Origin of the sequence: Sphingomonas sp. Y38-1Y, assembly GCF_032391395.1 — a bacterium.
Lineage (GTDB): Bacteria > Pseudomonadota > Alphaproteobacteria > Sphingomonadales > Sphingomonadaceae > Sphingomonas.
The window spans coordinates 813460-827624 of sequence record NZ_CP135916.1 but is presented as its reverse complement, the minus strand read 5'-3'; the positions used below and the strand labels follow the sequence as shown (position 1 = coordinate 827624).

Below are 14165 nucleotides of genomic sequence, written 5' to 3'. Positions count from 1 at the left end.
GTTTCAGTTGAAACTGTCGATCAGCGGCCCACCGCGATCTCGAAAGGAACCACCGGCAGCGGCGCCTCGTCAAAGGTATTGACCACCGGCGCGTCGGCAAAGGCATAGCGGACGCGCTCCACCGGTCGCCCGTCGCCGCGCAGCACTACGCGGTCGCCCATGACCCGCCCCTCGGCGAACCGGCACGACCCGCCGCCGCACAGCTCGAACCCGATCGGCCCCGCCGCGCTCCACGCATGCAGCGCGCCCGTCACGCCGGTGAAGCGCAGCACCACGTCGCTCCCCTCCAGACTTGCGCTCTCGATCAATGGACCGGACGCCGACTGCTTGGCGCCATAAGCGAGGACGTTGGCCGCGCGGGCGAGCCGCTCGGCCAGCGTGTTCTTGTTGGCCGGATGGATGTCGGTCCGCTCGCCGATATCGACCGCGGTGACGATCGCCGCCGCGCGGTCGTTCTTCGCCGCCAGCCGCTGCTCGTTGCGCACCACGCCCCAGCCGCTGTCGGTCGGCGCGATCGGCGGCGCGCCATAGTCGGCCAGGCCCACGATCAGGAACGGCAGGTCCGGCGACCTGAACTGGCGCCGCCACCCCGCCATCAGCGCCGCCATGCGCCGGTCGTATCCGGGCTTTCCGACGTCGCTTTCGCCCTGGTACCAGGCGACACCCTTCAGCGCGATCGGGCCGAGCGGCGCGATCATCCCGTTGTAGAGCGTCGCCAGCCCAGCATGGCTCTCCCACGGCACGCGCGGGACCGCCGTCGCACCCGGCTCGTCGGCGATGCTGTAGCGCCAGCCCTCGCCGATCGGCACCGGCGCGCCGCCCGCGGGCGTCAGCTGCATCGCCGCCGCCGGGCCGTTCATGCCGCCGGGCCCATAGGTGTCGGTCACCGCGACGACGATCTCGTTCGCCCCGGCCTTCAGCGCGCGCGCGGGCACGGGATAGCGGCGCGGACTGCCCCAGCCGAAGCTCGATCCCACCGCGACGCCGTTGACCCACACGGTGTCGAGCTCGTCGATCCCGCCCAGCTCCAGCACCGCATCGCCGCCGACCCGCGGCAGCATGACGGTCTTGCGGAAGAAGACGGTGCCGTTGAGGCTGGCCATCTCCGACACGCCCCATTGCTCCCAGAAGGTCATGCCCGGCACCGGCTTCCACCGGCGGCGGTCGGGTGCGTTCCACGGCTCCTGCCCCGGCGCATCGCCGCTCAGGCCACGCCACCACGTTCCCCAGCGCTCAGCGAAGCGGCCGGTCGCCGCCACCGGATCGCGCTGATAAAGCGCGAGCAGGCCCACATCCTCGCCCATGCCGGGCAGCGCGGCGGCGTCCTCGCTTGGGATCCAGGGCCGGATCTGCGTGCCGCCCCAGCTCGAATCGATCGCGCCCATCGGCACCTTGCGCTCGGCCTTGAGCTGCTTGACCATCAGGTAGCAGGCCGCCGAAAAACCGGCGACGCTGTCCGGCCCAGCCGCCGTCCACGCGGGACGCGGCGCGAGCGGCGTCTCGGGCGAGAACGCCACCTTGTGCTCCATCGAGAGCAGGCGGATCTCCGGATCGGCCGATCCCGCGACGATGCCGCCGCCATTCAGGGTCTGGCGCGTCTCGAACTCCATGTTCGACTGACCCGAGCAGAGCCAGACGTCGCCGATCAGGAGGTCGTCGACCGTCGCGACGACGCCGCCCTTGCCCGTCGCGGTCAGCCGCAGCGCGCCGCCCCCGGCCCGCATCGCCGGCAGCACCGCGCGCCAGCTGCCGTCGCGCCCCGCGGTTACCCGCCGGCTTGCCGAACCGAGCTTCACCGCCACGGCCTCGCCGGGATCGGCCCGCCCGGTGACGACGATCGGCGTGCCCTGCTGGATCACCGCATGGTCGCTCATCGGCGTCAGGATCACCGGTTCGGCTCGCGCCGCGCCGGCCCCCACCAGCAACGCCGCGGCCATGCTCACCCGCCTAAGGATCGCCCCCATCCTGCTCCCTCTCTTCTTTATCGTATCTGATACCGCTATCACGCGCCCAGAAGCGCAACAAGCGGCAGGGAGAGGACCAATGACCAGCGGAATCACGCGGCGCGGCGCACTGGCGGCGGCATCGGGCGGCGCGGCGGCCCTGGCCCTCCCCGCCGCCGCACAGCGCCGCAGCCGGCCGAACCGGCACGAGCTCTGGTACACGCAGCCCGCGGCGAAATGGACGGAGGCGCTGCCGGTCGGCAATGGCCGGCTCGGCGCGATGATCTTCGGCGGCACCGCCAAGGAACAGCTCCAGCTCAATGAAGACACGGTCTGGGCGGGCGCGCCCTATGATCCCGTCAACCCGCGCGCAAAGGGGGCGCTCGACCGCGTCCGCGCGCTCGTCTTCGCCGGCAAGTTCGCCGAGGCCGAGAAGCTCGCCAGCGCCGACGTGATGGCGGTGCCGATCAAGCAGGCACCCTATCAGACCGCCGGCAGCCTCCTCATCGACATGCCCGGCGCGGATGCGGACGTGACGGGCTATCGCCGCAGCCTCGACATCGGCACCGCGGTCGCCGAAACGCGCTGGACCGCGGGCGGCGTCACCTATCGCCGCCGCGTCCTCGCCTCCCCTGTCGATCAGGTCATTGCGGTGCGGATCGAGGCCGACCAGCCCGGCGCGATCAACGCGCGGCTGGGCTATAGCTGTCCGTTGAAGCAGTGGCGCGCCGCAGCCGAGGGCGACGACACGCTGGTCCTGTCGGGGAGCGGCGATCCGCAGAAGGAACGTCCCGCCCCCGCCGCGATCCGGTTCGAGGCGCGCCTGCGCGTGCTGCCGGACGGCGGCCGCGTCTCCGCTGCCGGCGACGCGCTGATGGTTGCCGGCGCCGATGCCGTGACGCTGCTGATCGCGATCGCCACCAATTTCCGCCGCTTCGACGACACGTCCGGCGACCCCGCGGCGACCACCCGCGACCAGATCGCACGCGCCTCGGCCAAGTCCTTTGCCACCATCGCCGCGGCCTCGACCACCGAGCATCGCCGCCTGTTCGATCGCGTCCGCCTCGACCTCGGCGACGGTCCCGACCTGCCCACCGACCAGCGCGTGCAGGCGATGCGGACGGGCGACGACCCAGCGCTCGCCGCGCTCTATTTCGATTATGCCCGGTATCTGCTGATCGGCTCGTCGCGTCCGGGAACGCAGCCCGCCAATCTCCAGGGCATCTGGAACGACCGCCCCACCCCGCCCTGGGAAAGCAAGTACACGATCAACATCAATACCGAGATGAACTACTGGCCCGCCGAAGCGGCGGCGCTGCCCGAATGTACCGAGCCGCTGATCCGCATGGTCGAGGAACTGGCGGTCACCGGTGCCCGCACCGCGCGTGAGATGTACGGCGCGCGCGGCTGGCTTTGCCACCACAACACCGACCTGTGGCGCGCGACCGCGCCGATCGACGGGCCGCAATGGGGCTTGTGGCCGACCGGCGGCGCATGGCTGGCGCTGCACCTGTGGGATCGCTGGGACTATGGCCGCGACCGCGCCTTTCTTGAGCGGGTCTTTCCGGTGCTGCACGGCGCGGCGTTGTTCTTCGTCGACACGCTCCAGCGCGATCCGAAGACCGGCCACCTCGTCACCAATCCCAGCATCAGCCCGGAGAACCAGCATCCGTTCGGCGGCGCGCTGTGCGCGGGTCCGGCAATGGACAACCAGATCCTCCGCGACCTGTTCGACCGCGTCAGCGAGGCCGCACGCATCCTCGGCCGCGAGGATGAGGGCACGCGCGCGATGGCGGCGGCCCGCGCGCGCCTCGCCCCCGACCGCGTCGGCAAGGCCGGCCAGCTTCAGGAATGGGCCGAGGATTGGGACATGGAAGCGCCCGAGCGCAACCACCGCCACGTCTCGCACCTCTACGCCCTCTACCCCAGCCACCAGATCGCGCCCGACACCACGCCCGCACTCGCCGCCGCGGCCAAGCGCACACTCGAGCTTCGCGGTGACGAGGCCACGGGCTGGGCGACGGCGTGGCGGATCAACCTTTGGGCCCGGCTCCGCGACGGCGACCACGCACACCGCATCCTCCGCTTCCTGCTCGGGCCGGAGCGCACCTATCCCAACCTGTTCGACGCGCATCCGCCCTTCCAGATCGACGGCAATTTCGGCGGTGCGGCGGGGATGCTGGAGATGCTCGTCCAGGATCGCGGCGACACGCTGCTGCTGCTCCCGGCGCTGCCGAGCGCTTGGCCGCAGGGTTCGGTGAGCGGCGTGCGACTAAAGGGGCGCGGCACGCTCGACCTATCCTGGCGCGGCGGCAAGCTCGTAAGCTCGCGACTGCGCGGCGAGCTCGGGGACACGCGGCGCGTGGTGCTCGGCGACCGGGAAAAACAGGTGCGGCTGGCGCCCGGCCGGGCGGTGCGGCTGACGGCGCGGGATTTCGCCTAGTTACAACATCCTCCAGATTACCTCCCCGGCGGAGGCCGGGGTCCAGTTGGGAAGGCTCTGCTGAGTCCCACCAACGTCCCCCACCTGGACCCCGGCCTCCGCCGGGGAACAATGAAAAAGCAGCACCGCGCTCGACAACCCTGGGCTCCCGCCTTCGCGGGAGCACAATCGTCAAATCGCCCGCATTCCCTGCGCTTTGATCCGCTCGATCAGTTCGCGGTGCCGCGGCAGCCCTGCGCGCAGCTTCTCGGTCTGCGCCTGGTTCTCCCGCATCGCGCGCTCTGCCAGCCGCGCATCCCCGCCGAGCGCCGCGCGCTCGACCTCGGTGCGAAAGCCCATGCCGTAGAGCACATACTGATAGCTCGCCGCCGGGAACACCTCCTCAGCGCGATCGAACTCGTCATGGAACCAGGGCGACTGCCAGCGCCAGAGCTCGATCAGCTCGGCTAGGCGGTCGGGGATGCTCTCGGCCCGCACATTGTCGCGCCAGAAGTCGGTGTCGGTCCGCTTGGTCAGCACGTAGTGGAGCTTGAGGAAGTCGACGATCCGCCCCCAGCGATACGCCGTCGTCTCGTTGAAGCGGCGCGCGATCGTGTCCATCACCTCGCGCCGCGCGGGCATCTGCTCGGCGATCAGCTTGGCCGACAGCTCGATCAGCACGATCGCCGACGCCTCCAGCGGCTCCAGGAATCCCGCCGCCAGCCCCACGGCGACGACATTGCGCTTCCAGAAGGTCTCGCGGTGCCCCGCCCGGATCGGGATCTTGCGCACCGACAGCCCGTCCGCCGCCGCGCCCGCATAGGCGCGCAGCTCGCGCTCGGCCGTCTCGTCATCGACATGCGCGCTCGAATAGACATAGCCCAGGCCCCGCCGCGTCGGCAGGCCGATGTCCCAAATCCATCCCGCCGACTGCGCCGTCGACAGCGTATGAGGAGCGATCGGGCTGTCCGGCCGCTCGTGCGGTACCTGCACCGCCATCGCGGTATCGCAGAACAGCACGTCGCCCAGCGGCTTGAACGGCACGCCCATCGCGCCGCCGATCAGAATCGCCCGAAACCCCGTGCAATCGACGAACAAGTCGCCCGCGATCTCGCCAGCCTGCTCGGTGACGAGGTGGGTGACGTCGCCATCCTCGCCCTGCACGACCTCGCGCACATCGGCCAGGACGTGGCGCACGCCCAGCTTGCCCGTGCAATGCCGCATCAGGAAGTCGGCGAACTTCCCCGCATCGAGGTGATAGGCATAGTTGGCGACCGCGTCATATTCGGGCGTCGCGATCGTCTTGGGCGCGAGCCCGTCGTCGCAGATGCGCCCCTGCGGACAGACCGCGTCACAAAAACTCTCGTCGTCGTTCGCCGCGAGCCAGTGCGGCACCAGATTGAGCTGCCCGAAGCTCTTGGGCAGCATCAGCGGGTGGTAATAGGCGTCGTCGGGCGCGCCGGTCGTCCAGCGCTGGAAGCGCGCGCCCTGCTTGAACGCCGCGTCGCATTCGCGAAAGAAATCGGTCTCGCTGACGCCCATCTTCGACAGTGTCGAGCGAAGCGTCGGCCACGTCCCCTCTCCCACGCCGATGATCGGCACGTTGGGTGATTCGACGAGCGTGACGGTGAAGCTGCCCGCATCGATGCGGGCCTTGTGCCGCGCGGCGATCACGCCCGCGGTCAGCCAGCCGGCGGTGCCGCCGCCGACGATGACGATGTCTCGGACCGGCCCAGCCATGTCCTCTACCCTGATGAAAAAATTGGGGCCGAGCAAGCCGTACTGCCCGGCCCCAGTAGGGGATCAGAAGCGGAAGCGAACGCCGCCGGTGAACCGCCGGCCATAGGCGAACACGTCGAGCAGCTGGTTCGAGAAGCGCCCATGAGTGCTCTGAACCTCGTCGAACACGTTGAGTGCCTCGACGAACACGCTGTAGTTCTTCGTGATGTCCCAGCTCGACGACAGGTCGACCTGGATCGCTTCGTTGACGAAGGTCGGCTCGGCACCGAAGTTCGAGTTGTTCTGCGCCTGACCGAACTGCGAAAGATACTTATCGCGCCAGTTGACCGCGGCACGGATCTGGAACCCGTTCTTGTCGTAGAAGCCGACAAAGTTCGCCGAGTTGGCAAGGCCTGTGACAGCGAAACCTGAAGTCGACAGGTCCGTCTCGTCATAGGGCTTGTTGGTATCGACGATCGTCGCGTTGGCGTTGAAGCCGAAGCCCGAGTCGCCGAACACCTGCTGCCAGGCGATTTCGACGCCCTTCACCGTGGCGCTCGGCCCGTTGACGCGCTGCGACACGACGAACACCGCCGGCTGACCCGTAGTCGGATCGATGACGCCGTTGATCGTCTGCGGCTGCGCGCCGGCGACAACGAAGTTCGACACGTCCTTGATAAAGCCGTTGACCGCGAAATACGAGTTGCGAGCGTAATACCACTCGATCGCCGCATCGTAGTTCCACGACAGGTACGGCTGGAGCGCCGGGTTGCCGCCCGTTGCCGTCAGCGCGCCGCGGCGCTGACCGACACCGACGTTCAGCACCGGGGTCAGCGTGTTGAGCGCCGGCCGCGTCAGCGTCCGCGACACGTCGCCGCGGATGTGCAGCGTGTCGGTGATCTCCAGCTTCGCATCGAGGCTCGGCAGGAAATAGTCGTAGCTGCTCTCGGTCGTCACCGACTGCTCGGGCGTGAAGATCACGGTGAGCAGCGTCGGGTCGGTCGTGCTGGTGACGATCGACGTCGGCAGGCGGCCAAGGCCCGTCGAGGCGATGTCGGTCTTCTCATAGCGGACGCCGGCATTCAGGCGGAACGCCATCCCACCCAGTTCACCCTTCAGGTCGCCGCGGATATACGCCGCCCAGGTCTTCTCCTGAATGTTCTGGCGACCCGGATCGAGCGCGAGGTCGAAACGGCCCGCGAACGGCGGCGTGCAGCAGCCGGTGTTGAAGCCCGGGACCGTCTGCGTCTGCGGATTACCCAGCCCTTCCAGATACTTCTGGTACAGGAACGGGTTGATCGCGATTAGCTCGGGCGGCAGGCCACCCTCGAAGCCCGGGATCCAGTTACCTGTCGGAATGCGATCGGCAAGAAGGTTGCCCGGGATCAGCACGCCGCCACCCTGACCCGAGGGCGGGCCGTAGCCGGCATAGGCCTGCCAATAATTGTTCACGAACGTGTTCCGGCCGACGAGGCTGTACTCGTCCTCCAGGTACATGCCGCCGAGCTTGACGCTGAACTGCTCGCGCTCCCAGATCGCGTTGGCGCGGAACTGCTTGACCTCGTCGCGGTTCTGCTGCGCCGTGCGCACCGTCACGTGGCTGCCGATGACCGACGTGTCGGTCCAGCGCGCCTGATTGCCGTTCGGGCCGAACGTCGTGAACGTCGGGAAGCTGTTGCTGCTGTCGCCGAGAACCTGAACGCCGAGCGTCGTGCCGAGCAGACCGCCGTAACCCACGTCGGCATTGTCGCTGCTGATGCGGCCATCGGGGTTGAGCTTCGACAGCGAATAGCTCGCGTCGAACTCGAAACGCAGGCTGGGCGTGGCTTCGAGCTTCAGGTTGGCGCCGACTTGGTTCGTTTCCAGCAGCGCGCTGTCGATCGCACCGGTGAAATCGGTCGGCGTTCCGGCCTGACGGAAGTCGATCGTCGTGCCGTTCTCGTCCAGCTGAACGTTACGGAACTGGTCCTGGTTGAACCACACGCCGAAGCCGGCGATGTTGGTGTTGACGGTCTGGCGCGAGTAATTGTCGTCGATCGTCAGCAGCACCGCATCCGAGGGCTGCCACTGGAACGCGAGGCGACCGTCGAGACGCTCGTCCTTGGTATAACGCTGGTCGGCGCCATACTGCTGCATGTACCAGCCGACGATGTTGCGGCGGTTGGTCGGCGTTGCCCAGGCGGCCGAGTTCGGATCGGCAGTCGGCGCGCAAGTCGCGGCGGTTGAACCGGCGATCTGGCACGGCGCATAGCGGCCGCCCTGCCAGCCAGACACATAGACGCGGTTCGTCTCCGTATCGCGGCGGGTATAGATCGCGCTGCCGAGCAGGCCGATCGTGTCGTTGGCGAAGGTCTTGCTGAACAGCGCCCCCAGCGTCGGCACGAAGGTGCCGGCCTTGTCCTGGATCGATCCGCCCGCGGTCATCGCGATGCGCTCGCCCATCTTGTCGAACGGCTTGGGGTAGCTGATGTTGACGGTGGCACCGATCGAGCTCGACGACACGGTGACGTCCGGCGTCTTGTAGACCGCGAGCTGCCCGACGAAGTCGGCGCCGACCGTGGTGAAGTCGACCGAACGGCCACCCGACGCGGTCGAGATGCGACGGCCGTCGATCAGCGTCTCGTTAAAGTCACCGCCGAAGCCGCGAACGGTGATGCCCTGCGGCTCGCCGCGCGTGCCCGAACGGTTGATCGACACGCCTGGCAGGCGCTGGAGCGACGCCGCGACGTTCGAATCGGGGAACTTGCCGATGTCTTCGGCCGAGATGACGTCGACGACACCCGGCGAGGTGCGCTTGATGTCCAAATTGCGCTGGAGCGAGCCACGGATACCGGTAACAATGATGTCCTGCGAAGCAGCGTCCGCGTCCGGAACCGCATTGCCTTCGGCCGGTGCGGTATTCTCACCATTAACGGTCTGATCCTGCGCCATAACCGGCGTCGCGCACACGATCGCGACGGCGCTCGCGCCACCGGCAAGCAGCCGGCGCATCGCGCCGCCACTGATACCGGTAACATACGCCGAGTCGGAAAACCCCTTCATACTGTCCTCTCCCGTCCGCTCTGTTCTAAACGACGTCCCCCGGCTCTTGCGGATCGGCGTCGCACGTCCGGCACAGCGGCCGAACGTTGACAACCCTATCGGCTTTTTCGGGTGGCGACAATCTCAATTGTCGGTCTAAAGCTGAAAACACCGGCCCGACCGGACGGAGGGGGGAAGTCATCATGGCGCAGCAGCGCTTGGAACTGTTGAATTCGCAGGATCATGGCGCGCTGCGCCTCGGGTCGCTCGACGAAGCGCCGCCGCACTTCGTACAGATCGTCATTGACGAGTTCGCCGCTGCCGCCGCGCTCTGCCCGATCCTCATCACCAAGGCGGCCGAGACCGGCCAATTCTATGCCGGCGCGATCCTAGGGCTCAAACCGGACGAGCCGACGCTCGTCACGCGCGACCAGCTGACCGGGCTGTTCGAGCCGCTCGACTGGATGCGCCGCGGCTTCCATGTCTCGGGCGAGCAGATCGCGATCGACCGCGACGATCCGCGCTTCGCCGACACCGCGGGCGAGCCGATGTTCGAGGGCGACACCCCCTCCCCCGCGCTTCAGGCGATGGCGCGGTCGCTCGGCCGGCTCAAGCTGGGCCTCGACGCGACCCAGGCGTTCATCGACGCGATGGAGCGGCATCGCCTGCTCGAGCCAATCGAGGTCGCGCTCGATTTCGACGATGGTGAGCGGCTCAACCTGGCCGGGCTCTATTCCATCAGCCTCGACGCGATCGGCGAGCTTCCCGACGCCGATGCGCTCGCCTTGCTGCGCGCCGGGCACCTCCAGGCCGCTTATACGATGGTGCAGTCACTGCGTCAGATCGGCCGGCTCGCGCGGCTGCGCAATGCTCGGTTGACCGCGGGGTGAGCGACGCGGTCGCCGCGATCGACGCGCGCGCGATCCCGAGCCGCGCAGCGTTCGAGACCGAGGTGGTGGCGCCCTGCCGCCCTGTCGTGCTGCGCGGCGCGGCTGCCGATTGGCCGCTCCGCCAGGCGGCGGCTCGAAGTGACGCGGCGCTGATCGACACGCTTGCCGAGCTTGCCGACGATCACTCAGCGGAGCTTTTCGTCGGCGATCCGCGCATCGCCGGCCGCTATTATTACTCGGAGGATCTGGCGGGCTTCAATTTCGAACGCCGCACGATGAAGCTGGGTCAGGCGCTCGCCGCGATTGGCCACGCCGCGGCGGAGGGCGGCGAGAGCCTCTATCTCGGTTCGCTTCCCGCCGACCAGGGATTTGTCCGCTTTCCCGCCGTGCATCCTATGCCGTGGCTCGCGCCCGAAGTGACGCCGCGGCTGTGGATCGGCACCGCGTCGCAGGTCGCCTGCCATCATGACCGGCTCGACAATCTCGCCATCTGCGTCGCGGGCCGGCGCCGCTTCACGCTGTTCCCGCCGGAGGCGATCGACGACCTCTATGTCGGGCCGATCGACCATACGATGGCGGGGCAGCCCGTCGGCCTCGCGGCCGGCTCGCCCGCCGGCGATCCGCGCTGGCCGCGGTTCGAGGCGTGGCGCGACCGCGCGCTCGTCGCCGATCTGGAACCCGGCGACGCGCTGTACCTGCCAAAGCTCTGGTGGCATCAGGTCGAGGCCACGGGCCACCTCAACCTTCTCGTCAATTACTGGTGGGACGCGTTCCCCAGCGGCCCCGACGCGCCGTTTACCGCGCTGCTGCTCGCAATGACGACGCTGGCCGAGCGGCCGCTGCCCGAGCGGCAGGCATGGCGCGCGTTCTACGACCACTATGTCTTTCGCCCCGACCGCCATCCGCTCGAGCATCTGCCGGCCGAGCAGCGCGGCGTGCTCGGACCACTCGCGCAGAACCGCGGCCGGATCCGCGCGATGGTGATGCAGTGGCTGCGCGGCGGCCGCTAGCGCAGGAGCCCCAAGCTTATCCCGTTCGCACTGAGCTTGTCGATGTGCGTGTGGCAGGCGCAACCCCCGCTACCCGTGCTTCGACAGGCTCAGAACGAACGGTGTTGGCGGTCGGGCTCGGTCCCTACCGCAGGAGCCGCGCCTCGCCCCACACCACCGGCAGCGCTTCGCCCGCCGGCCCGCGCCCTGCCGCACGCGCGACGAGCTCGACGATGCGCGCGCCGCCCAACTCCGCCTCGATCGGCACTGCCGCCTGTCCGGCCCGCACCGGCGCCGACCGCTTGAGCAGCCGCCCGTCGCCATAGACCTCGAACACCACCGCCCGCGTCCGGTCGCTCGCCGCGTCGTCCACGCCGACCGTCGCCGCGAAGCGCGACGCGCCGCGCCCCTGCACCTCCAGCCGCGAATTGGCGAGCACGCCCAGCCCCGTGTCGATCCGCGTTCCCGCGACGCGCAGCGGCGTCAGGAAGGGCGACCGATCCGCCTGCGCCCCGCCCCAGCCGGCATATTGCGGATGCTCGCCGCGACCCTTGGTGCCGACCCAGGGGATCACCGAATGATGGATGGTCGGGTCGGCCTTTGGCACCACCACGCCGTCCTCGGCCGGGTTCACGTCGCCCGGCACCTCGGACAGGTACATGCCCGCCTCCAGCGACCGCGTCCCCTTGGCGGTGAACACAAGCGTTTCGCGCGGCGCGATCTCGAAGCTCGTCTCGCCGGTGAAGCTGCGTGCCTTGCCGCCCCACAGGTCGATCAGCGCCACCGGCCGGTCGGCGCGCATCTTGAGGTGCTCGGCGGTCAGCACCGCCTTCATCGGCGCCAGCCCGCGATTGAACAGCGCCACCGCCTTCTCGCCGTTCGCCAGCGTCTTCACCAGCACCTGCACGTCGTCAGACAGATAAGCGGGCACCGCCTGATGCCCGCCGGCATCCTGGTTGAGCGCGATCAGCCCCTTGTTGCCGAACAGCGCCAACTGCTCGCGCGTCGCCTTGCGCAGGTCGTATCCGATCAGCAGCGGCGCATTGGTGATTGCCCAAAGCGCGAAGTGCGATCGCGCTTCGGTCATATGGTCCTTGTCGAAGTCGCCCTGCCCCACGAACAGCATGTCGGGGTCGTTCCAGCTGCCCGGATGCGCATAGAGCGCGCGCGTCAGCGTGGTGTCGAAATTGGTGAGCATCCGCGCCCAGTTCGACGTGATGTCGTCGCTGGTGCGAGAGATGTTGCCGACATCCTTGGCCCAGGCGCGGACGTTCGACGATCCCCACAGGCAGACCGAGTACATATAGTCGCCGTCGGGATTGTGCCGCTTCAGCGCGTCGGCGACTTCCTGATAGAGCCCGCGCACGCGCGCGATGTCGGTTCGGCCGATCGCGTTCATGTCGATCAGCGGGTCGAACTGGCGGTAGTCGCCCTTCTTCACATGGTCGCTGTCGGCGCCCAGCCCGCGCACGCCGCAGCCGTCGACCTTGATCGCGTCGAAGCCCCATTCGGCGAAATAGAGGCGGATGTCCTGGTCGACATGGCCATAGAGCCCGACCTCACGCTCGGCGATCGTCCCCTCGGGCTGGTTGGCGAAATTGGGCGTGTAGATCTGGCCGCAGCTGTTGCGGCCGATGTCGGAGTAGATGCCGGCACGAAAGCCCATCGAGTGCAGCCGGTCGGTCAGCGGGCGAAAGGTGGTCTCGCCGTCCCGGCCGGTGCGCGCGGAGGGGAACTTGTCGGCACGAATCACCATCCGGCCATCGGGCTGGCGGCGGCGCAGCCACCAGCCGTCGTCGATATTGATCGAGCGGTATCCCGCCGCCTGAAGCCCGCTGTCGGCGATGATCTTGGCCGAGGCCATCACCTTTTCCTCGTCGACGTCGCTGTAGAACGCGTTCCAGCTGTTCCACCCCATCGGCGGCGTCGCCGCGCGACCGGCGGTGTTGGCGCTCCAGCGGCCGGTGGGTGCCAGCGGATCGCGGCGCGTCTGCGCGCTCGCCGGTGCCACCATCATCGCGGCCAGCACTGCCGCCGACAGTCCGTTGCGCAGCGTCCGTCCGATCATCGCTCTCTCCCGTGTTGACCGTGGTTTTTGTCCGACTAAACTGCCGGCGACCAAAAGGGGAGAGGGTAATGAAGCTTCGTTCGGGCCTGATGCTGGGCGCGCTTGCGCTGCTGGCCGCACCGCTGCTCGCGCAGGACCGCATGGGCACCGCCCCCGGATCGAACCCGCTGTTCCGCGACCGCTTCACCGCAGACCCTGCGCCGCTGGTCGTCGGCGACACGCTCTATCTCTACACCGGCCACGACGTCGCCCAGCGCGACGAGATGTTCAACATGCAGGAATGGCTGGTCTGGTCGACCAAGGACATGAAGACCTGGACCCCGCACCCGGCGATCATGAACGTCAAGGATTTCAAATGGGCCAAGAAGGATGCCTGGGCCGCGCAGACGATCGAAAAGAACGGCAAGTTCTGGTTCTATGCCGCGGTCGAGCATGACGACACGCACCCGGGCAAGGCGATCGCCGTAGCCGTCGCCGACACGCCCACCGGCCCGTTCAAGGATGCCAAGGGATCGGCGCTCATCACCAACCAGATGACGCCCAAGGGCACGCACAGCTGGGAGGATATCGACCCGACCGTCTTCACCGACGACGATGGCTCGACCTACATCGCCTGGGGCAATCGCCAGGCCTATATCGCCAAGCTGAAGCCCAACATGATCGAACTGGACGGCCCGATCACGGAGATCACGCCCCCGCATTTCGAGGAGGGGCCCTGGCTGCACAAGCGCGGCAAGATGTACTATCTCACCTATGCCTCGCTCGACCGGTCGAAGCACCGCGACGAGCGCATCTCCTATTCGACCGCGCCGTCGATCAAGGGACCGTGGACCTATCGCGGCGAGCTGGCCGATTCGGGCAAGTACAGCTTCACGATCCATCCGGGGATCGCCGCGTTCAGGGGTAACTGGTACATCTTCATGCACAATGCGACGCTGGCGATCGGCGACCTCAACGGGTCGATCGGACGCCGCACGGTGACGGCCGAGTATCTTCGCTACAATCCCGACGGCACGCTCAAGAAGGTGCCGCACACCGCAGCGGGCGTCACCGTGCCCGCCCCCGCCGACGCCAAGGTTCGCTGAACCGGCGCAGCCCCACTGGCGCGACGAG

8 protein-coding genes are annotated in these 14165 nt (G+C 68.2%); 4 read left to right on the top strand and 4 right to left on the bottom strand.

Translation table 11 applies throughout. The features are described 5' to 3' along the window. Positions 1 to 20: 20 nt before the first annotated feature. Positions 21 to 1937 (bottom strand): sialate O-acetylesterase, encoded by a 1917-nt coding sequence (locus tag RS883_RS03705; RefSeq protein WP_315762799.1) that lies wholly within the window; start codon positions 1935 to 1937, stop codon positions 21 to 23. 106 nt (positions 1938 to 2043) lie between these two features. Here RS883_RS03705 and RS883_RS03700 point away from each other — a divergent pair, with 106 nt between their 5' ends. Further along, positions 2044 to 4386: a glycoside hydrolase family 95 protein gene (locus RS883_RS03700; protein WP_315762797.1), complete on the top strand. Its 2343-nt coding sequence runs from the start codon at positions 2044 to 2046 to the stop codon at positions 4384 to 4386. Positions 4387 to 4557: 171 nt separating this feature from the next. Here the strand turns inward: RS883_RS03700 and RS883_RS03695 are convergent, their stop codons facing one another. Together RS883_RS03695 and RS883_RS03690 are read right to left on the bottom strand one after the other, a co-directional pair. Continuing rightward, entirely contained in the window at positions 4558 to 6105 is a 1548-nt protein-coding gene (locus tag RS883_RS03695) for a tryptophan halogenase family protein (RefSeq protein WP_315762795.1), read from the bottom strand. Positions 6106 to 6168: 63 nt separating this feature from the next. Beyond that, positions 6169 to 9126: a TonB-dependent receptor gene (locus RS883_RS03690; protein WP_315762793.1), complete on the bottom strand. Its 2958-nt coding sequence runs from the start codon at positions 9124 to 9126 to the stop codon at positions 6169 to 6171. 182 nt (positions 9127 to 9308) lie between these two features. Between RS883_RS03690 and RS883_RS03685 the strand changes: the two genes are divergently transcribed. Both RS883_RS03685 and RS883_RS03680 read left to right on the top strand, forming a co-directional pair. Next, a complete protein-coding gene (locus RS883_RS03685) occupies positions 9309 to 9995 on the top strand; it encodes a SapC family protein (protein WP_315762791.1) in 687 nt (228 codons plus the stop codon). Then, positions 9992 to 11005, top strand: coding sequence for a cupin-like domain-containing protein (locus RS883_RS03680; RefSeq protein WP_315762788.1), 1014 nt, complete (start codon positions 9992 to 9994; stop codon positions 11003 to 11005). The genes RS883_RS03685 and RS883_RS03680 overlap by 4 nt, the downstream gene beginning before the upstream one ends. A gap of 124 nt (positions 11006 to 11129) precedes the next feature. On the opposite strand, the gene RS883_RS03675 is transcribed toward RS883_RS03680, so the two are convergent. Further along, positions 11130 to 13052 (bottom strand): NPCBM/NEW2 domain-containing protein, encoded by a 1923-nt coding sequence (locus RS883_RS03675; RefSeq protein ID WP_409977387.1) that lies wholly within the window; start codon positions 13050 to 13052, stop codon positions 11130 to 11132. Between the two features lie 68 nt (positions 13053 to 13120). Here RS883_RS03675 and RS883_RS03670 point away from each other — a divergent pair, with 68 nt between their 5' ends. After that, positions 13121 to 14137 carry a glycoside hydrolase family 43 protein gene (locus RS883_RS03670; RefSeq protein WP_315762786.1) on the top strand — a complete coding sequence of 339 codons (1017 nt, stop codon included), beginning with the start codon at positions 13121 to 13123 and terminating at the stop codon, positions 14135 to 14137. Positions 14138 to 14165: the final 28 nt, after the last annotated feature.

Bases quoted from the DNA above. Each gene is read 5' to 3' on its own strand.
- RS883_RS03705 (WP_315762799.1), bottom strand. From the start codon at position 1,937: ATGGCCGCGGCGTTGCTGGTGGGGGCCGGCGCGGCGCGAGCCGAACCG.
- RS883_RS03695 (WP_315762795.1), bottom strand. From the start codon at position 6,105: ATGGCTGGGCCGGTCCGAGACATCGTCATCGTCGGCGGCGGCACCGCC.
- RS883_RS03700 (WP_315762797.1), top strand. From the start codon at position 2,044: ATGACCAGCGGAATCACGCGGCGCGGCGCACTGGCGGCGGCATCGGGC.
- RS883_RS03685 (WP_315762791.1), top strand. From the start codon at position 9,309: ATGGCGCAGCAGCGCTTGGAACTGTTGAATTCGCAGGATCATGGCGCG.
- RS883_RS03670 (WP_315762786.1), top strand. From the start codon at position 13,121: ATGAAGCTTCGTTCGGGCCTGATGCTGGGCGCGCTTGCGCTGCTGGCC.
- RS883_RS03690 (WP_315762793.1), bottom strand. From the start codon at position 9,126: ATGAAGGGGTTTTCCGACTCGGCGTATGTTACCGGTATCAGTGGCGGC.
- RS883_RS03675 (WP_409977387.1), bottom strand. From the start codon at position 13,052: ATGATCGGACGGACGCTGCGCAACGGACTGTCGGCGGCAGTGCTGGCC.